This is a genomic window from Sorangium sp. So ce296 (assembly GCF_051529605.1).
Lineage (GTDB): Bacteria > Myxococcota_A > Polyangia > Polyangiales > Polyangiaceae > Sorangium > Sorangium cellulosum_D.
Map to the genome: position 1 here is coordinate 10,944,957 of NZ_CP150325.1, position 17,434 is coordinate 10,962,390.

A 17,434-nucleotide genomic window follows, 5' to 3' on the forward strand; every position below is an offset into this window, starting at 1 on the left:
ACTCTTCCGCAGCTTCAGGGGGCGATGCTGGGCGAGGGCGCGGCGGGCAGCGTCACGCGGCCGGCTGCTGCCTGGCCCGGATCTCGTCCCGCCGAGCGAGGAGCCCACGCGCGCGCCTCGGCTTCCGTGGCGAAGAAATCGACGGGATAGGAGCGTGACGTGAGGAGGTTCACGCTCCTCAGGGTGAGCATCGCGAGGACGCGCAGGGCGAAGCTCGCTCCGACGACCGCGACCGCGTCGTGGCGCGCCCCGAGCGTTCCGCCCGCCATGAGCTTGCGCACGTCATGCGGGATGGCCTTGATGCGGCTCACGTCGGCGAGCGCCAGGACCTCGCGGCCGCTCTCCGCGATGCGCCGGGACGCTGCGGCGATCGAGCGCACCATCTCCTCCGAGAGCTCTCCTTCGGCCGTCACATAGAGGATTCCGTTGGGCTCCTCGCGGAGCTCGAGGACTCCGCGCCTGGGATCCGGCTCGTGCATGGCGGGCAGCATAGCCGCTCTGCGTCGCACCGCGACAGGGGTCTCTCGGGGCGAAGGGGAGCGGCGCGCCCTCACGGGGAGGAGCCGCGACCGCCATCGTATCCGCCGCGCCCACACCGGACCGGCTCCGCGCCCGGACGCCGAGCCCGGCGGGGCGGCGCCTGGCGACCCGCGCTCGCCCGGGAGAAACCCGGGAGACACCAGCGTCGGCCGCCGCGGCACCGGCGCGCCGTGGGCCGGCTGAGCCAGATCGGTCCGCGCATGACCGCGTCCAGCGCAGGAAGATGTTTGTCGTTGCACGCTTGCGGCAGGTTTGATAGCCATCCTCTGACGCCGCGAGACCGTCCCTGCGCTCGACGGTCGTCCTCCCGGCCGCGGCGCGCGATCCCCAAGAAGGAGCATGAGCAGATGCCTCAATTGAACGGCAACACCTGTGAAATCGACGAGCTCCCGGATGGTGTGACCGTGACCATCAAGGTGACGACGAACTCGAGGCACACTCAACGGATCACGGTGACTCGCAACGATGAGGTGCTGTGCGTCTTCGCGGGCTCTGGCGAGCGCAACGCCATGACGGGCCAGTCGACCATCGTCGCCAACTCGCGGGCGAAGCTACAGGCGAAGTTCGAGTATCAGACGGACATCAACGCAGAGTGGCGCAAGTCGCACCAGCTGAAATCGGGCGGTCCTTACGCGATCGGCAGCTACAATCTCCTGGTGATCGTCGCCGAGAACGGAGACGACAGCGACTACAACGACAGCGTGCTCGAGCTCAGCTGGAGCACGTCCACGTAGTCCTGGCGGGAGATCCGGAGGTGGGGCGCCGGAGGGGCAGCTGGCGGCGTCGAACGGGCCCCCTGAGCTCCGGCGGCGCGCCGCGCCAGGCTGGTGGAGTGGGCGGGCTGCTCGCCACCGCGGCCGGGATCGCCATCGGCTCCCTCCGGAAGGTCGAACGCGCCAAGGCCGACGTGGGGGTCGCCGTCCATGGGTCGGCCTGGGAGAGAACTACAGCGGGAGCAGCGCCGGGGAGGATTGTGATGGATATCCAGGATGTGTTGGTTGATTTCTACAGTGGGGCGCACGCGGTCGATGTCGTAGCTGCGTGGGCCTATGTGGTCGCAAACCGACAGGCCGTCCTTGAAAGCCTCGCCTCGTTCGAGAAAGCGTATGAGCGGCTCATCGAGCTGCAGGCGGCGGGCAAGCTCGGCGTCGGAACGGCCGATTTTCCGGCTGGCAACCTCGAGATGGTCAAGCGGCTCAATCGGCTGATTGCGGCGGGCTTCGACAGCGACGAAGCGCGTCAAGCAGCTCGAGAGATCCATGCTCTGGCCGAGCTGTGCGCGAGCGCGTTGAAAGAAAGCGACACGTCGCCGGCCGGGCAGGGGAGCCAGTGACGTCGAGGCGGCGGGAAGGCGGCGCAGGCCGGCCACCTGCCAGCGGCTAGCCTTCACGGCCGAGCGAGCCGGCCATCTTCGAGCAGCACGCGAGGTGGAAGCCTCGTGCCCTGGCGTCGGGGCCCACGGAGGTCACACGGCGTCACGAACCCGGATCGATGCCCGTAAGCAGGGCGGTGCGGCCTCGCCAGGCGCGATCGGGCCGTTCTCGGTCGGCCTATACCGGAGACGGTGCCGTGTCGCTGGCGGGGGCCCCGATCTAGCGGTTCGACACACCGCGCTCGGCACGCCGGTCCAGAAGCACCGAGGACGTAACGTGGCCTAGATCACTGTTGACACCGCTCTCCGGCAGGCGAAGCCTCGGGATTCGGGGTGGGGGAGGGCATGGGGAACGGGCTGAAGGGGAAGGCGTGCGCGCTCGTGCTGCGCGGGTGTGCCTGCGCGCTGGTCGTTGTTCCGGCGCCGGCGACGGCTTTCGAGCTCAGTGGTGGCGTGGACCGTGGGCGGGATCCAGATCGGTGCCGACCCCAGGCTTGCGGCTGTTTTGATGTGGAGTTCGTGGGAGATGCGAAGCGGGGGCTGTGACGGAGAGAAATGTGATGGATATCGAGGATTCACTGGTTGATTTCTACAACGGGGCGCATGCGCTCGATGTCGTTGCCGCGTGGGCCTATGTGGTCGCAAACCGCCGGGCCGTCCTTGAAAGTCTCGCGTCGTTCGAGAAGGCGTATGAGCGGCTCATCGAGCTGCACGCGGCGGGCAAGATCGGCGTCGGAACGGCCGATTTCTCGGCTGGCAACCTCGAGCTGGTCAAGCGGGTCAACCGGCTGATTGCGCCGGGCTTCGACAGCGACGAAGCGCGTCAATCAGCTCAAGAGATCCATGCTCTGGCGGAACGGTGCGTGCGCGCGTTGAAAGAAAGTGACACATCACCGGCCGGGCAGGGGAGTCAGTGACGCCGAGGCGGCGGGCAGCGGCGAGGCGCCTGGTGCGTGCGCTCTCGGCCCCGCCCATGGTGGTCGTGGATCAGGTGCGGGAGCTCGTGGGCGAGCACGTGGTCGATGAGGGCCCTCGGCGCCTGCACGATGCGCCGTTCAGCGGCTTGCGCTCCGAGATGAGGCCGTAGATGGCGAGCCCCGTGTCCGAGAGGCCCAGCGTGTCGGCGGTCTGCGCTCGGTTGTGGATCTTCTTCTCCACCTCGTCGAAGAGCAGCAGCTGCTTGGCCGCATCGATGCGCTTCGCCTTGCGATCCTCGATGTTCTGCTCCAGGCGCTCGCGCAGCGACGTGAGGAACACGGGGTCGTCGTCGAGCCGGACATGGATCTCTTCCCGGAGCGCGTGCTCCATCTCGCTCGCCCGCGCCTCGGGGGTCTTCAGCTTCTTGAGCTCGTCCTCGAACTCCGGCGCGAAGAGCGAGGTGGGCTTGACCAGGATCTCGATCCCGTCCGCCGCCACCGCCTCCTCGATGAGCTTCCGGACCTTGGCCCCGCAGTCGGAGATATCTCCCTATCCCCGCCTCCTCAGCGACCGTCCGCCCGCGCCTCCAACTTCACCGAGCCGGCGATCTGCCTCGTGGTGACGTTGAAGCGGTTGAAGCAGTTGACCAGCGCGATGTGCAGGATCAGCCCCGCGAGCGCCCGCTCGTCGTAGTGCCTCGCCGCCTCCTCCCAGACGTCGTCGGGCACCGGATCCGCGCGATCGCTGAGCCTCGTCGCGGCCTCGGCGAGCGCCAGCGCGGCGCGCTCCGCGTCGGTGAAATAGGGCGTCTCGCGCCAGGCCGCCACGGCGAACATGCGCTCGTCGGTCTCGCCCGCCTTCTTGAGGTCGCGCGCGCCCACGTCGACGCAGAAGCCGCACCCGTTGATCTGGCTCACCCGCAGGTGGACGAGCTCGAGCGTCCGCGCCGGCACGCCGCTCTTCTTCGCCGTGCCGAGCAGGGCGTGGATGGGCTGTATGACTTCGGGCATGAGCATCGCAGGGTTCTTCATCCGTGCCTTCAACATGATCGTGATCCTCTCGAGGATAGGGGTGGGCTCGCCGACCGTGACCGGACGCTGAACGTCCGTTCGCGTCGTCACATCGGCGAGGGTTCGTTCGTCACAGCCATGACGAAGCGCGGCGAGGGAGTGTGACCGATGGATGAAAAATTGTTGGCTGCCGGAGCGGTTCGAGGCCCACCGGGCCCGCGACCCGGAGCGCGAGGCGATGCTGGCTCGAGGTAAGGAGGCGTCGCGCAGCACGTCGCCGCCTGGTCAAGCGCAGCCGGAGAAGCTACCGTCGCCCTCGACACTGCCGCGTCGAGCGCGGGCCGCGCGGCGAGCACCTCCCTCGAGCTCGCACGACTCGCGCGCCGAGCTCGGCTGAGAGACGCTCCACCAGCGATTGCCATCCACGAGGTACCGCGATGCAAGACGAAATGCAGGTCGAGGATTGGGGAGAGCTGTTCGTCACGCGCAAGTGCTGTGGCGCCGGCACGTGCCGGAACTACGCGCCGGAGCTCCTCGGCGAGGTGGTGCCGGCCAGCGACCTCCCGGAAGGCCGCCGCCTCTCGGTGCTGCCGGGCTCCTACGAGGCGGGCGCCTTCACGGGGGTGCTGCGGCAGCCGCGGAGCCAGGAAGATCTGATGGCGGCGCGGACGGCGGTCGCGGCGTGCCCGTTCGGCGCCATCAAGCTCAAGCCGGGCGCGTCGCGGGTCCGCCGGGGTGCCCTCGGCTCGCCCTGGCGCGATTTTCCGCGCCTCATCGAGGACAACGTCTGGATCGTCGGACAGCCATCCATCAAGAACATCAGCGCCCTGTCCTATTTCATCGAGCGGGACGGAGGCGGGGTGCTGGTCGATCCCCCGAAGCCGAGCGAGGAGGTCTTCCGCTGGCTCGCGGAGCACGGCGGCGTGCGATGGCTCTTTCTGACGCACCGGGATCATGCGCACCACCACGCCGAGTTCGCCAGCCGCTTCCCGGGCTGTCGCCGCATCATCGGCGCCGCCGACGTGAACCTCCGCGAGACCAAGCACATGGCCTCGACCGGCGACGTGGAGATCAAGCTCGGGGACGAGCTCGGCGCGCTCTCGCCCGAGGGGGAGCCGCTCTCGAGAGAGGCGGCCAAGGAGGCCGACATCGTGATCGTGCCGCAGCCCGGACACACGCCGGGCTCGCTATGCCTCCTGTATCGAGGCCGCTTCCTGTTCACCGGCGATCACCTGAGCTACTCGCGCGCCTCGGGCCAGCTCGTGGCGCATCGACTGCAATGCTGGGAGGATTGGGAGCGACAGACCCGATCGGTGCGTTATCTGCTCGCGGCGGCCGAGGCCGGATGGCTGAGGTTCGCGTGGGTGTTGCCGGGTCACGGGGAATGGGCCCGCCTGCCGGGCGAGGGGAGCGCGGCCGAGACGGCCGCCGAGCTCCGCCGCGTCATCGCGTCGATGGAGCAGAAGCCGAAGGGGCATACGCCGCTGGGCCGCTGGATCCTGTACGCTCAGGGCCGGATCGCGCCCGAGGGCAGGCTCGGCCGGGCGGTGCGCGCGATCGGCGGCGGGAGCGACGCCTGGGTATTGCCGCGCGGCGCGCGGAGCTCGCTCACCGATTTCGATCCCGACAAGACGGCGGTCGCCCTGCGCCGGCTCTATCTCCTCGGCGCCACCGCCCTCCTGGCCGCCGCCGGGGCCGTATGGCTCGCCGCGCGCCGGGACACGGTCCAAACACGCTGAGCTCATCGCGGGATCTTCCTCCGTGCCTTCCGCAGGATCGTGACCCTCTCGAGGGGTAGAGGTGGGCTCGCCAACGTGACCGGGCGCTGAACGCCCGTTCGCGTCGTCACATCGGCTAGGGTTCGTTCGTCACAGCCATGACGAAGCAGGACGAGGGAGTGTGACGGGATGGATGAACATCGTTGGCTGGCGGAGCGGTTCGAGGCCCACCGGGCTCACCTGCGGGCGGTGGCGTTCCGGATGCTCGGCTCCGTGGGCGAGGCGGATGACGCGGTGCAGGAGGCCTGGCTCCACCTGAGCCGCGCCGACACGACCGGCGTCGAGAACCTGGGCGGGTGGCTGACGACGGTCGTGGCGCGGGTGTGCCTCGACATGCTGCGCTCGCGTAAGGCGCGGCGCGAGGAGCCGATGGCCGCGCCCGACCCCGCCGCGGACCGCGAGGCCGGGACCGATCCCGAGCGCGAGGCGGTGCTGGCCGACTCCGTCGGCCTCGCGCTGCTCGTGGTGCTCGACACGCTGACCCCGGCCGAGCGGCTCGCGTTCGTGCTGCACGACCTGTTCGCGGTGCCCTTCGAGGAGATCGCCACCATCGTGGGCCGCTCCCCGGCCGCGGCGCGGCAGCTCGCGAGCCGCGCCCGCCGCCGCGTGCAGGGGGCGCCCCCGTCCCCGGACGCCGACATCGGCCGCCAGCGCGAGGTCGTCGACGCCTTCCTCGCGGCCATGCGCGGCGGCGACTTCGACGCGCTCGTGTCGATCCTCGACCCGGACGTCGTGCTCCGCGGCGACGCCACGGCCGCGCCCCCGGCCGGCATCGAGCTCCGCGGCGCGCGCGCCTGCGCCAAGCGGGCGCTCTCCGGCGCGCGCGGCGCCAAGCTCGCCCGCCCCGCCCTCGTCGACGGCGCGGTGGGCGTCGTCTTGGCCCCGCGCGGGCGGCTCTTCCGGGTGCTCCGCTTCACGCTCGCGCAGGGGAAGATCGCCCAGATCGACGTCATGGGCGACCCCGAGCAGCTGCGCGATCTCGACCTGTCGGCCCTCGACGACGGGCCGCACGCGGAAACCTAGTACCGCGGTCAGAACTCCCGCCAGGGATCTGCCTCGCGAGCGAAGAGAAATTAACGCAAAGGCGGCGACCAAAGGCGCAAAGGCGCAAAACTACAAATTCTTTTTTGTTTTTTTGCGTCTTTGCGCCTTTGCGCCTTTGCGTTGAACTCTCTCTCCGGATCCCTGGCCGGACTCCTGGCGGGCGGAAACTAGGGCCGGCAATACGGGGTAGACGATCGGGCTCGGTCTCCAGGCTCGTACCGCTCGAGCTTCGGCACGAAGCGTGCTTGGACTACGGAGGATGTCCTCCAGGGTCGGAGAGAATGAAATTTCCGACACCCAGGCGTTCTTTCAGCACATCGATGTCCGCGGCCCCGTGGACCCCCTCGGAAGGAGATGCCGCTTGAAAGAGCCTGGGCCCACCGCTGACGTGGAGCTCGTTCGATGGCTGGCGTGAAGCAAGCGAACGGCGAACGAGGCCATGAAGGCGACGGTCCGGCGCAGGACGACGCGCTCGACGACGGCGCCGGCGACCCCGTGGGCGTCCTCGCGGACGAGGAACATCCTCACCGCGCGGCGCTCCGTCGCCTGCCGCTCCTGCTCAAGGTGCTCGTCGGTCCCTCCTGGGGGAGCCTCGCGGCGCTCGTCCTCTTTCAGGCGCTCGCCGGGGCCACCCCCAGCCTCACGGTCTGGCTGAACGCGATGATCGTCGACGAGATCGCCGGCGCCGGACCCAGGAGCGTGCACGAGCTCCTGGCCTACTCGGCGTTGCTCCTGGCTGTCCTGGTCGTCCTGCTGAACGCGCTCGGCGACGTCCTGGAGGCGATGGAGGGCTTCGTCGGCGACTCGTTCAAGGACCGCGTGCGCAGGAACGTGTCGCTCAGGATCAACGAGGAGATATCGAAGCAACCGCTGCTCACCTTCTTCGATGAGCCGAGGTTGAATCACCTGGTGATCCTCGCGCGCCGCAGCTTGAGCTCGATCAACGAGCTGGTCCATACGTCGTCCTATACGCTCATGGGCATCCTGGGCATGGTCCCGGCGCTCGTCTTGGCTGCCAGCTTGAGGTGGTGGATCCCGCTGGTGGTCGTGTCGAGCATGACCCCGGTGCTCTACGCGAAGGCGACCAACGAGAGAAAGAGCTGGGACATCGAGACCTTTCACGCGGCCACGTTCAATCGGCTGCAGCTCGGCGAGCGGATCCTCACGCAGCAAGAGTTCGCGAAGGACCTCAGGCTCTTTTCCATGCAGGAGTGGGTCCTCCGGCGATGGAGCTGCTTGTACGAGACGTTCCTCAGGGATCTCAAGGCCGTCCGCAAGAGAGGAGCGTATCAGATATCGATCTGGTCCCTGCTGAGCGGCCTCGGCATGTCGGTCCCGTTCGTGTACGTCGTCAAGGAAGCCCTGGAGGGAGGCTTCACGGTCGGAGACGTGTCGCTGCTCATCGGCGTCATCGTGCAGATACGAAACGGGCTGGCCGTCATCATCTACAACGGTGGAGACATCATCGGCGCCTTGCTGGCGACCAAGCCGTTGATCGAGCTGCTGAACCTGCCCGAGCCGCCGCGCGGGGACGCGCGCCAGGAGGCAGAGCGGTTTCCTGTCCCGGGGATCCGGCTCGAGGACGTATCCCTGCGGTATGCGGGCAGCGCGGAGCTCGCGCTCCGGAACGTGAACCTCCTGATCGCTCGAGGAGAGAAGATCGCCGTCGTCGGAGAGAACGGCTCGGGCAAATCGACCCTGGTGAAGCTGATTTGCGGGTTCTACCGCCCGACGTCGGGACAGATCCGGTGGGACGGAGCCGCCGCGAACCCCGGCGCCAGCGACGGGCGCGGAGACACGAGCAGGATATGCGCCGTCTTCCAGGATTTCGCGAGGTTCCCCCTGTCCGTCCGCGAAAACGTCGATGTGCGGCAGACCGGGGCCAGCGATGACGACATCAGGTCGGCGCTGAAGCGGGTCGGGCTCGACGCTCTCGCGGGAGAGCTCGACACGGTCCTCTGGAAAGGCGTCGATGGGGGCACCGAGCTCTCGGGAGGGGAGTGGCAACGACTCGCCATCGCGAGGGCGCTCTTGAACGCGAAGACGGCCGATCTGCTCATCTTCGACGAGCCCACGTCCGCGATCGACCCGGATGCAGAGCACCACATCATCCAGCTCATCCGCGAGATGATGGGCGGGAAGACGTCGATCGTGGTGAGCCATCGGCTGGCGCTCACCCGCTTCGTGGACCGGATCGTCGTGCTGGAAAAGGGGCGCATCATCGAGGCGGGATCGCACCGAGAGCTCATGGGGCTGAAGGGCAAGTACCACGAGATGTTCACCAAGCAGGCCAGCTACTACGTGGACTGAGCCGGCGGCGGCGCCTTGTCATCCGGACGTGGAGGTCCGGGCGGACGGGCTCGCGAAATTCGACCCGGAGGCCGCCGGGAGCTTCCGGGGAGAAATGAAATTCAACCCGGAGGCTGCCGGGAGGTGATGTCCGGAACCACATCGGCACCATCCGCGTTCCGGACACCCTGCCCGACGCATTCCGGACACCCCGTTCTACTGAAGCGACGGGGGCACCCGCGGGCGGCTCGGCTTGAAGCGGCGCGCGACCCGCACGAGTGCGTCGACGCGTCACGTCTGCGTGGTAACGTCGACGGATGAGGATCGAGATCAAGCGGCGCGCCGATGGCGAATGGGAGAATGTGGGCGAGGCTCAGTTTTTGGACCGCGGACGCGGGCAGTACTTCGTCAACCTGCCGACCGAAGCGAACATGTGGCCGACCGTCGCTGCCTCCATCCAGAATGGCGATCGGGACGTCCCGCTGCGCGTCAATGGCGTCGACGCGATCAGGGCATCCGCAAAGGAATGGGGGATCCATGGGGTTCAGCTCATCCTGCTGATGCCGCAGGATTTTCGCGTCGGCCGCTGACGATCCTGGCCAGGAACTCCCGCGTGTTGCAGCGCGCGCTTCCGACGCAATCGGCGCCTCGCAGTGCTCAGTTCCGCGTGACCGGCTCGTCCTCGTCCTGTGGGTCGATCCGGTGCATGAGCCACGCCCACAGCGCACGGATGTGCGCTAGAGCGTATCGAAGAATGCCTGCGCCTTGGCCTTAAGGCCATCGTCCACCGGACGCGGCTTCCCCTTTTCCATCTGGAAGAGCACAGAGAAGCACCCCGCGCGCTTGGAGCCAACGAACGTGTTCGACGGGTCACCGGCGAACTTGGACGCCTTGGTTTCGTACACCTCCGTCGCGGATTTGTCGGTAGTCGGGCTCGCGCACGCGACGATTCCGCCTGCGCCGTTGTTTGCGTCGGAGCCGATCTCGAACACAACAGGGTCTCCAGGTTTCTCGCTGGTCTTGCAGGTCCCGCCGGTCGCGGACACGAGGCGCTTGCAGAGCTTCATCATCGGGTTGATTTCGCAGTCTCTGACCAGCACGTTCATCATGAGGCCACCTACGCGGCCGCGCACCGTGACTTTCTGCCCCTTCGACAGCGCAGCTGCGGCGCCAGCCTCCCCGTCGGCGATGAAGCACTGGACCACTGGGATCTCCAACATCGCACCGGTGCCAACAGTCACGTAGACGCTGCCCGTGATGTCCTTCTTGACATCGCCGACGACGCCCGACGTTTGCACGAGCTTGCCCTTGAAGGCCGAGTCGGCTCGCACCTCATTGTCGTGGTACTCGCCGAGGAGCTTCTTGACGTCGACGTCGATCGCCGCCTCCCGCGGCGCTGGCTCCTCCTGCTTCGCCGCTGCCGCTGGCGTCGCCGTCGTTGCGGCCGGTGCCGCAGCGGCAGGCGCCTCCGCCGCCGGTCGCGCCTCGCCGTCACGCTCCTGCCCCTTGCATCCCACCGCGAGCAGCAGCATCGCAGCGACCCCCATACACCTGACCATCCGACACCTCCGCCGCGGAGGCTACGCGCACGCCAGGTCGCCGCGCAAGCTGCCTGCGCCCACGCCCGCCGTGGCCACCGGGTGGCGCAGCTCCGCACGTGCCGCGGCCTCGTTACGCCCGCCCACTCCGCGCCGCCATCTTGCCCCGCCTCGGTCGCCGCGCTGCCCGTTGGCGCTGGCGACCGACGGCGCAAGAGAGCCGTCAAATAGGCTGTAAACGCGCACGCTGGCTAGGACATCCGCTGTCCGACCGGACCCATCAAGAGCAGGCCGACGACATCTCAAGTGGTAGACTAAGGGCCTTAACGAAAGCGCCCGCCCGTAGCTGGTCACTACGGGCGGGCTGCAAACACACCCTGTGGTGGCCCACAGAGCGCGCGTCGCAGCCGCATCATGGGCCGACCCAGGGGGAGAGGCAAGGCCCGTCATGCCCGCACCGCTCCCGCAGGAGATGCGCGTCCGCATCGCGTCCGCTCTCGTAGAAGGCAACTCGATCCGCGCCGTCGCACGCATGGTCGACGTCGACAAGGGCACCGTGATGGCCTTGGCGCTGCGTCTCGGTGAGGGCTGCATCCGGTTCCACAACCGCAAGGTGCGCAACCTTGCGGCGCATGTGGTCCAGATGGACGAGATGTGGGGGTATGTGCAGAAAAAGCAGGCTCGCGTGACCGCGAAGGACCCCGCCGAGCATGGCGACGCCTACCTCTACGTCGCGCTGGACGCGAACACGAAGCTGGCGATCTCGTTCCACGTCGGCAAGCGCGACGGCGAGAACACTGAGGTGTTCATCAAGGACCTCCGCTCTCGCCTCACGGTCGTTCCGCACGTCACGAGCGACGGCTGGCAGCCGTACATCGAGGCGATGTTCGCAAACTTCCGCGGGTCGGCGGACTACGGCCAATGCGTCAAAAATTACCGCGGCGGGCCGCAGCGGTCGCCTGATCACCGGTACGAGCCAAGTCGCGATATCTTCGTTACTAAGACACCCGTCTTCGGTGTACCCAAGGACGAACTTCTCTCGACGTCGTTTGTCGAGCGCTTCAACCTACAGACTCGGCACACGGTTGGCCGGACGCGCCGCCTGTGCTTGGCGTTCAGCAAGACGATTCGCGGGCACCGCGCCGCGATCGGTCTGGGGATCGCTTCGTACAACTGGGCCCGCGTGCACGGCACGCTCGGCACCACGCCTGCCGTCGCGGCGGGGCTCGCCGAGCGCCCCTGGACCCTCGCTGAGCTCGTCGCGGCCGCCCTTGCCGAGGAGGAGACGGCGCCGCCAGTCGCGCAGCCGCTCAAGCTGGAGCCGCGCCCCGGTGAAGCGTCTGCGCCCGCTCGCGAGCTCCCGGATGGCCGCGGCTGGCTCCGGCTCGTCTCGGGCGGATCCGCATCGACAGCGCCCGCTGCTTCGCAACCGCCGCCCTTGGCGCCCGTCGCCGTGCCGTCGGAGCCGGAGCCTCCGCCACCATCAGAGCCGCCGCCTGCACCGGGGCCGCGCAGGATGGTGCAGCTGAGCTTGTTCAGTATGGACGAATGAGGCCCGTCTGCTTTCGTCAATCTCCGGCATCGATGATGCCGCGCACGTATCGTGCCAACACGGACGCGGCGGACTGGGCGCCGCTCAGTTCGCTGCGACTGTCGCTGGAATGGACGCCGTCCAGCACCCTTCAGGCTGCGCGATTTGCGCCACATCTTCCTAGCGCTGCGATCCCAGATGCATCAAAGTTGAACTTGGTCAAGGCCAAATTTCTCGGCCACCGACACACCTGGGCGACGTCGGAAGAATCATCAATAACTCCAGGTATTTATGCATCACGAGACGTCAGTGCGCAGCAGACCGACCGGACCAGACGCGGAAGCCGTCATGCTTTCCGTTGACGCGCGGCGGTCGCGCGGGTTCGATCGTGGTGCTTATTGTGCACCGGTCTGCCTGGATGCCATTCTGCGGCTTCCAGGGCAGCTGGAACATGTCGGACTCGAGATGGCGACCGAGCTCATACCCTCCACCCACCTGGAGCACCTCCTGGAGTCGCTGTATCCATTCTACAGCAGCGACGACATGGACCTTCTGTTCAAGAAGGCTCGCTCAGACAGCCTGGCATCGAAGTTGGAGGTCCTTGATGCCATCGATCGCTATAAGAAGGGCACGTCCGAGCACCTATCTTCCATCTGGTGCTTTCGCGGGTCGCGCTCAGTGCTGCTTTGGGATCTTCCGTTTCTCCGTGGTGCGACTGTCGAGCAAGCTTTAGATTATCGCGTAGGCGGCCAGCACCGACTATTTGACGACTGGGAGAGTAACAAAGTCGATGGCCGCCGACTAAAGCCTGGACAGTGGGTGACGGTCAAACAGTCCGACCGCTCGAAAGGCAAAGACCGAGTGTATCAGGTCCGGATGACCAAAGCGTCATTCGATGCTAGGGTTCGGCTGGTGAAACCGCTCGGGTTCACATTCGAGGATCAGCGGCAGTCGACCGACAGGACCACCGACGTAGAACTGCATATCGATTTCTCGAAGAAGTATCGCATCGCCGAAGTGTACGCGTATCAAACGGACGCTCAGACTGCTCTCGTTACATTCATAGAATGGTGTACCGGTCAACAGATGCCAACGGCGCGAACGGCGCGCTCCGGGTACCGTCGAGACCACATGACCTCCATAGGGTTCACGGAGCGTCAGATCGACAGCCTCGCTGTCAGACTGAGCCTGGAGAACACGTCTGCGAAGGCGCGGCCTAAGCATGGTCAGGCCGGAGAGGTACAGCTCTGGGGAGACTTCAGTGGACCGCGCAGGCAAGCGTTAGACAGTAGCGTATTAGCAACTCACTCGATCGACAAGTCCCCCAAAAGCTTACTCTGGTACAATATGACGCATGTCCATCCGGATGGATATCGCGAGCACACTGAGCTGGAGTTTATGTTCAAGGCAGCACATCCGCGCATAACCTTTCGCCAGAAGGCGAGCCGGCTGTGCATGAGCCACGTGGTCTCCGAACTATGCCATGAGATCGGCGTCGTGTAGTCGTGTAGCAGACGAGGGGCACCATGAACAGTAGGTCTCCCAATGCAATCGCGATCGACATCGAGGAGGAGATCCGTGCGGAGTACCTCTCGTCCCACGCGCGAGTATTTTGGCCAGAGCAGTTTGTTGACGCAAGGATAGGCAGTCAGGAAGACGTGCTGGATGCCATCCGCGTCCTTGCGACCACTGGCAAGGTGCGCGTTCTCGCTGAACTGCATTGCCCCAACGGGCACCAACTTTGGGAGGGGCCACCGGAGGAGCTGTCAACGTATACGGCCACGTCTTGTCCGTACTGCGGCGCAGGTCTTGAGGACGATGGTGCATTTATATACTTGCATATAAGAGCCAACGACGAGTGGCTCATGAGACTGGACCGCGAAACCCGGGGGAACAGTGGCGCCAATCTCAAAAAAAAAGCGTAATCCATCGCAACGCCTCTCGCCGCGCTGTTTCGCGGGTCACACTTCAAAAGTTTGTTAATTGCGGCAGCGTGATCGCGGTCGCAGAGCGTGGCTCGGCCGCCAACATCAACGTACTAACTATGGGTGGCAACGTGGCAGACGACAACGGAGGCGGCCGCGAACGGGAGCGCCGTGTAGAGTCAGATATAGATGCAACTGGCAAGTCAAAGGTGCGGACCGTCAGGGTCGAGTCTGGTAGCTCGAAGATCCGCGCCGGGGACGGGTCAGAGGTTGAAGGTGTTACTGTTGGCTCTGGACCGGCTTCTGCCGAGCTAAAGTCTGGCGGAGCGAAGGATTCAAGAGTAACACTCTGGGTCGTCCCTCTGGTTGTTGCATTTATAGCGGCGTTGGGCGCAATTGTGGCCGCGCTGCTCCAGAGTGGAAAATGATCGTGGAGTCAGCGCATGCGCCCATGGCGGCTGTCCCGGCTGCTCGCGACTGAAGAGCCTTTCAATCCGGCTGTAACGCTCAGCTGGCACTGGTGACGGGAAGCTGGGTTACATGCGCCTTCGGGGGGCCGCCTACTCGCCGGCTTTCGCCATTCGCTTCAGGGCAGCGTTCTCGCGTATCGGCTCAATCCCAGGTCCGCCAGAGCCGCCCCGATCGGCGGCGACGCTCCGGGCCCTTGCTGGCTGCGATGTCGGCGAGGACTTCGCCGGGCGAGCGCCTACTCGTCGGGTCGGACGTACAGCTGGATCAGGGCGTCGAGCGCCAGGATCGCGCCGAGGGCCCGCTGGGCCGCCGTGCTCGGTCTTGGTTCTGGCCTCGATGAGGGCGTCGAGCACGGCGGCCCAGAGCTTGTCCCGGTTCCAGGGGCGCACGCCGGGCGGCCGTCGAGTGCTGGTAGGTCAGACGGTAGCGAGGCGCTTCGCCGCGCGCGCCCGGCAGCGCTGCAAGGCCCATTTGCCGGCGCGCCTGTGCATGCCTGCGTCGACGGCTGCCTCGTGGGCGAAGCGGAGCGCGCCGCCGACCCCGAGCATCGCGAGCAGGAAACGCTGGGCCTTCGGGGGTTCCGCGCGGATCTCCGAGGCAAGCTCGAGCGCGGGCTCCACCTCGTACGTGCGCGCCTCGAGCAGCGTCTCCCCGCCCTCGCGGTCGTGGCGCCGGAAGACGTCCTTGAAGCGCTTGCGGTTGCTCACCATGCGCCACGCCATCGTCCGCATGTACCCGCCGATCTGCCCTTCGCGTTCGGCAGGATCCGCGCAGAGGGCGAGGGAACCATCGGCGATGTTGCGGTACGTGAGGCAGGCGCACTCGAAGGCGAAGTCCTCGACGTCGCCGGAGGGCAGACCGCGGCGGCGCAGGTACGCCTCGACACGGGCGACCCCGTGCATGAGGGCGCGCCCGACGGCGTCCTTGGTGTGGCGATCGAGGTGCGGCGGGGCGGTGGTCGGACGGGTCCCGGGGTTCCTCGGTGGGCGCTTGGGCGCACCGGTCCCTTGGCCCGATCCGCGCGGATCGGTAGGCTGCATGCTGTCGGCTCCGTGCAAGCGGTGTCGGCCACGCGGGGCGGACGCTGGCAGGCGTCGCGCCCCGCACTACTTCCGGCGGAAGCCTACGGACCGATCACGAGGTCACAACAGATATCAGCATTCCGGACACTGCATTTTTAGGTTCCGGACACTCGATCTGGGAGAGGGCCTATCCCGGACACTACCTGCCGGGAACTGCCGGGGAGAAATGAAATTCAGCCCGGAGACTGCCCGGAGCGTCCCCGGAGAATTGAAATTCAACCCGGAGGCTGCCCGGAGGTAATGGTCAAGGTGCCAGTCGATTGGTCAAAGTGAGCAGTTTGCGATAGCGGACCTCAGATCGGGCCCGTAGGTTCGGCCTCAAGCAAGTGCAGCCCGCGGGTGCGTCAACACCCCGGGCTGCGTGGCCGAACCCCGCGTCAACGAGGTCCGACGATGCAACTTGTACTCCCGCTGCCCGAATCCGGGCAAGGCGGACGTGTACCTACACGCCGCTCGTACCATCGAAGCCGATCCCTGTCCCTGACCCCCGACGAGACCAGGCGGCTCCGCGCCGCCCTGCGCGGGCTGAAGGCCCGCCTGGGCAGCTGGCGCGCCGTCTCAGCCGCGATGGGCGGCGTCCACACGCGGACGCTGGCCGGCGTCGCCTGCGGCATCGGCCGAGGCTCGCCCGCGCTCGTCCTGCTGGCCGCTCGCGTCGCTGAGACGACCGTGGAGCGCATCCTGTCGCCCGGTCTCGTCGAGGCGGGCACGTGCGCCGCGTGCGGGAGGAGCGGATGAGCCGCCCGCGGAAGGGGGCGAAGAGCCCGCCTGCCGCACGACATCGCCGGAAGCGCCTGCCCATCGAGGCGCTCCTCGCCGAACGCGGCATCGTCCGCGCGACTCTGCGCGGCGTTCCCGCTCGGGACCGAGCCGACGTGGAGGCAGAGGTCTTCCTCGCCGCCTGGAAGGCGGTCCGGCGCGGCAAGTACCGGCCTGACCCCCGGGTCGAACCGCGCGTGGCCCTCCGCGCCTGGCTTCGCGGCATCAGCTGGAGGCAAGCGTCGAAGTACTTCGAGAGCGCGTACGTGCGCCGCGCCATCCTCCACGCGGAGCCGCTCGGTCTGCTTCGCGGGGTGGTCGGCCCGAGCCTCGACGCGCAGGTGGAGGCGCGCGACCTGCTCAGGGCGATCGAGCGGCTGGAGCCTCGCCATCAGGAGATCCTCCTGACCGTCGACGCGCCGGAGACGCTCTCCGCGTACGCAGCGCAGCGCGGGATGAGCCAGGGCACCGCAGCGTCGAGGCTCCGCATCGCCCGCGCCATGCTGGCCCTCAGGCTCAGGAGGTGGCGCCGATGAACTTCAACATCCGCGACCCGAAGCACCGCATGGCCGTCACGTTCCCAGGGCGGCCCGTCACCCGGCGCGTCTCGCCTGGCGACGTGGAGCGCTACCTGCGGGAGCGCGGCTACGAGCCACATCGCCTCGGCGACGACGCCTGGCCTCCGGACGCCATCTACTCCTGGTGGCCGCCGCGACGGCCGCCGAGGTGGCCGGACCCACGGCCCACGTCCATCGACCTCCCGCCCCGCGTCGTGCGCGGACTCCGGGAGTGCTGCAAGTCCCTGGAGCAGGCAATCGAGACCATCGCCCAGAACGAGGGGCGCACGCCCGGCGAAGTCCTGCGCGAGATCGCCGTCATGGCGCAGATGGCCGAGGACGGCGGGTAGATCGGCAGACCGGCTGCTCCCACCATAAAAAGGCCCGGTCGGCCACAGGCCGACCGGGCTGTGTGATCCGCGATCGGTATGTTACCGGCGCGGCGTCTTGCTGGTCCTCCTCCGCGGGGTAGGCGCTGCTGGCGCAGCACGCTGAGTGCCCGGCTGCCTGTCAGGCGCCTGGCGTCGAGGACCGTCGATCCTCACCTCCAGTCGAATGGCCCGATAGCCGAACTCGTACGCGTACACCCGACGCTTCAGTCCCCAGTTCCAATAGCTGGA

General features: G+C 67.2%; 19 protein-coding genes. 14 read left to right on the forward strand and 5 right to left on the reverse strand.

Features of this window, described 5'->3' with window-relative positions:
- Positions 1-14: 14 nt before the first annotated feature.
- A complete protein-coding gene (locus WME98_RS40540) occupies positions 15-479 on the reverse strand; it encodes an STAS/SEC14 domain-containing protein (protein ID WP_437947023.1) in 465 nt (154 codons plus the stop codon).
- Between the two features lie 408 nt (positions 480-887).
- On the opposite strand from WME98_RS40540, the gene WME98_RS40545 reads away from it, so the two are divergent.
- The 3 genes from WME98_RS40545 to WME98_RS40555 all read left to right on the forward strand — a co-directional run bounded on the left by WME98_RS40545 (position 888) and on the right by WME98_RS40555 (position 2,829).
- Positions 888-1,274: a fucose-binding lectin II gene (locus WME98_RS40545; protein WP_437337900.1), complete on the forward strand. Its 387-nt coding sequence runs from the start codon at positions 888-890 to the stop codon at positions 1,272-1,274.
- A gap of 242 nt (positions 1,275-1,516) precedes the next feature.
- Entirely contained in the window at positions 1,517-1,873 is a 357-nt protein-coding gene (locus tag WME98_RS40550; protein WP_437947024.1) for a hypothetical protein, read from the forward strand.
- A 599-nt stretch (positions 1,874-2,472) separates the two neighbouring features.
- Complete coding sequence (locus WME98_RS40555; RefSeq protein ID WP_437947025.1) at positions 2,473-2,829, forward strand: hypothetical protein; 357 nt, start codon at positions 2,473-2,475, stop codon at positions 2,827-2,829.
- A gap of 70 nt (positions 2,830-2,899) precedes the next feature.
- Here WME98_RS40555 and WME98_RS40560 read toward each other — a convergent pair whose 3' ends face one another.
- Positions 2,900-3,328 (reverse strand): type I restriction enzyme endonuclease domain-containing protein, encoded by a 429-nt coding sequence (locus tag WME98_RS40560; protein WP_437947026.1) that lies wholly within the window; start codon positions 3,326-3,328, stop codon positions 2,900-2,902.
- Positions 3,329-3,393: 65 nt separating this feature from the next.
- Positions 3,394-3,873 carry a carboxymuconolactone decarboxylase family protein gene (locus WME98_RS40565; protein WP_437954076.1) on the reverse strand — a complete coding sequence of 160 codons (480 nt, stop codon included), beginning with the start codon at positions 3,871-3,873 and terminating at the stop codon, positions 3,394-3,396.
- A gap of 404 nt (positions 3,874-4,277) precedes the next feature.
- Here WME98_RS40565 and WME98_RS40570 point away from each other — a divergent pair, with 404 nt between their 5' ends.
- The 4 genes from WME98_RS40570 (at position 4,278) to WME98_RS40585 (ending at position 9,541) form a co-directional block, all read left to right on the forward strand.
- Positions 4,278-5,579, forward strand: coding sequence for an MBL fold metallo-hydrolase (locus WME98_RS40570; protein WP_437947027.1), 1,302 nt, complete (start codon positions 4,278-4,280; stop codon positions 5,577-5,579).
- 168 nt (positions 5,580-5,747) lie between these two features.
- Positions 5,748-6,641: a sigma-70 family RNA polymerase sigma factor gene (locus WME98_RS40575; protein WP_437947028.1), complete on the forward strand. Its 894-nt coding sequence runs from the start codon at positions 5,748-5,750 to the stop codon at positions 6,639-6,641.
- 432 nt (positions 6,642-7,073) lie between these two features.
- Positions 7,074-8,972, forward strand: a complete 1,899-nt coding sequence (locus WME98_RS40580) for an ABC transporter ATP-binding protein (RefSeq protein WP_437947029.1) — start codon at positions 7,074-7,076, stop codon at positions 8,970-8,972.
- Between the two features lie 296 nt (positions 8,973-9,268).
- On the forward strand, positions 9,269-9,541 hold the full coding sequence (locus WME98_RS40585) for a hypothetical protein (protein ID WP_437947030.1): 273 nt from the start codon (positions 9,269-9,271) through the stop codon (positions 9,539-9,541).
- Between the two features lie 147 nt (positions 9,542-9,688).
- On the opposite strand, the gene WME98_RS40590 is transcribed toward WME98_RS40585, so the two are convergent.
- Positions 9,689-10,483 (reverse strand): OB-fold protein, encoded by a 795-nt coding sequence (locus WME98_RS40590; RefSeq protein WP_437947031.1) that lies wholly within the window; start codon positions 10,481-10,483, stop codon positions 9,689-9,691.
- A gap of 454 nt (positions 10,484-10,937) precedes the next feature.
- On the opposite strand from WME98_RS40590, the gene WME98_RS40595 reads away from it, so the two are divergent.
- From WME98_RS40595 to WME98_RS40610, 4 genes are all read left to right on the forward strand, one after another.
- Positions 10,938-12,041, forward strand: a complete 1,104-nt coding sequence (locus tag WME98_RS40595; RefSeq protein ID WP_437947032.1) for an IS1 family transposase — start codon at positions 10,938-10,940, stop codon at positions 12,039-12,041.
- A 327-nt stretch (positions 12,042-12,368) separates the two neighbouring features.
- Positions 12,369-13,523 (forward strand): hypothetical protein, encoded by a 1,155-nt coding sequence (locus WME98_RS40600; RefSeq protein ID WP_437947033.1) that lies wholly within the window; start codon positions 12,369-12,371, stop codon positions 13,521-13,523.
- A 23-nt stretch (positions 13,524-13,546) separates the two neighbouring features.
- Complete coding sequence (locus WME98_RS40605) at positions 13,547-13,945, forward strand: hypothetical protein (RefSeq protein WP_437947034.1); 399 nt, start codon at positions 13,547-13,549, stop codon at positions 13,943-13,945.
- Between the two features lie 68 nt (positions 13,946-14,013).
- On the forward strand, positions 14,014-14,373 hold the full coding sequence (locus WME98_RS40610; RefSeq protein WP_437947035.1) for a hypothetical protein: 360 nt from the start codon (positions 14,014-14,016) through the stop codon (positions 14,371-14,373).
- A gap of 459 nt (positions 14,374-14,832) precedes the next feature.
- Here WME98_RS40610 and WME98_RS40615 read toward each other — a convergent pair whose 3' ends face one another.
- Complete coding sequence (locus tag WME98_RS40615) at positions 14,833-15,456, reverse strand: hypothetical protein (protein WP_437947036.1); 624 nt, start codon at positions 15,454-15,456, stop codon at positions 14,833-14,835.
- 435 nt (positions 15,457-15,891) lie between these two features.
- Here WME98_RS40615 and WME98_RS40620 point away from each other — a divergent pair, with 435 nt between their 5' ends.
- From WME98_RS40620 to WME98_RS40630, 3 genes are all read left to right on the forward strand, one after another.
- A complete protein-coding gene (locus tag WME98_RS40620) occupies positions 15,892-16,236 on the forward strand; it encodes a transcriptional regulator (protein WP_437947037.1) in 345 nt (114 codons plus the stop codon).
- A gap of 137 nt (positions 16,237-16,373) precedes the next feature.
- Entirely contained in the window at positions 16,374-16,793 is a 420-nt protein-coding gene (locus tag WME98_RS40625) for an RNA polymerase sigma factor (RefSeq protein ID WP_437947038.1), read from the forward strand.
- Positions 16,790-17,164, forward strand: coding sequence for a hypothetical protein (locus WME98_RS40630; RefSeq protein ID WP_437947039.1), 375 nt, complete (start codon positions 16,790-16,792; stop codon positions 17,162-17,164). Before WME98_RS40625 ends, WME98_RS40630 begins: the two co-directional genes overlap by 4 nt.
- Positions 17,165-17,434: the final 270 nt, after the last annotated feature.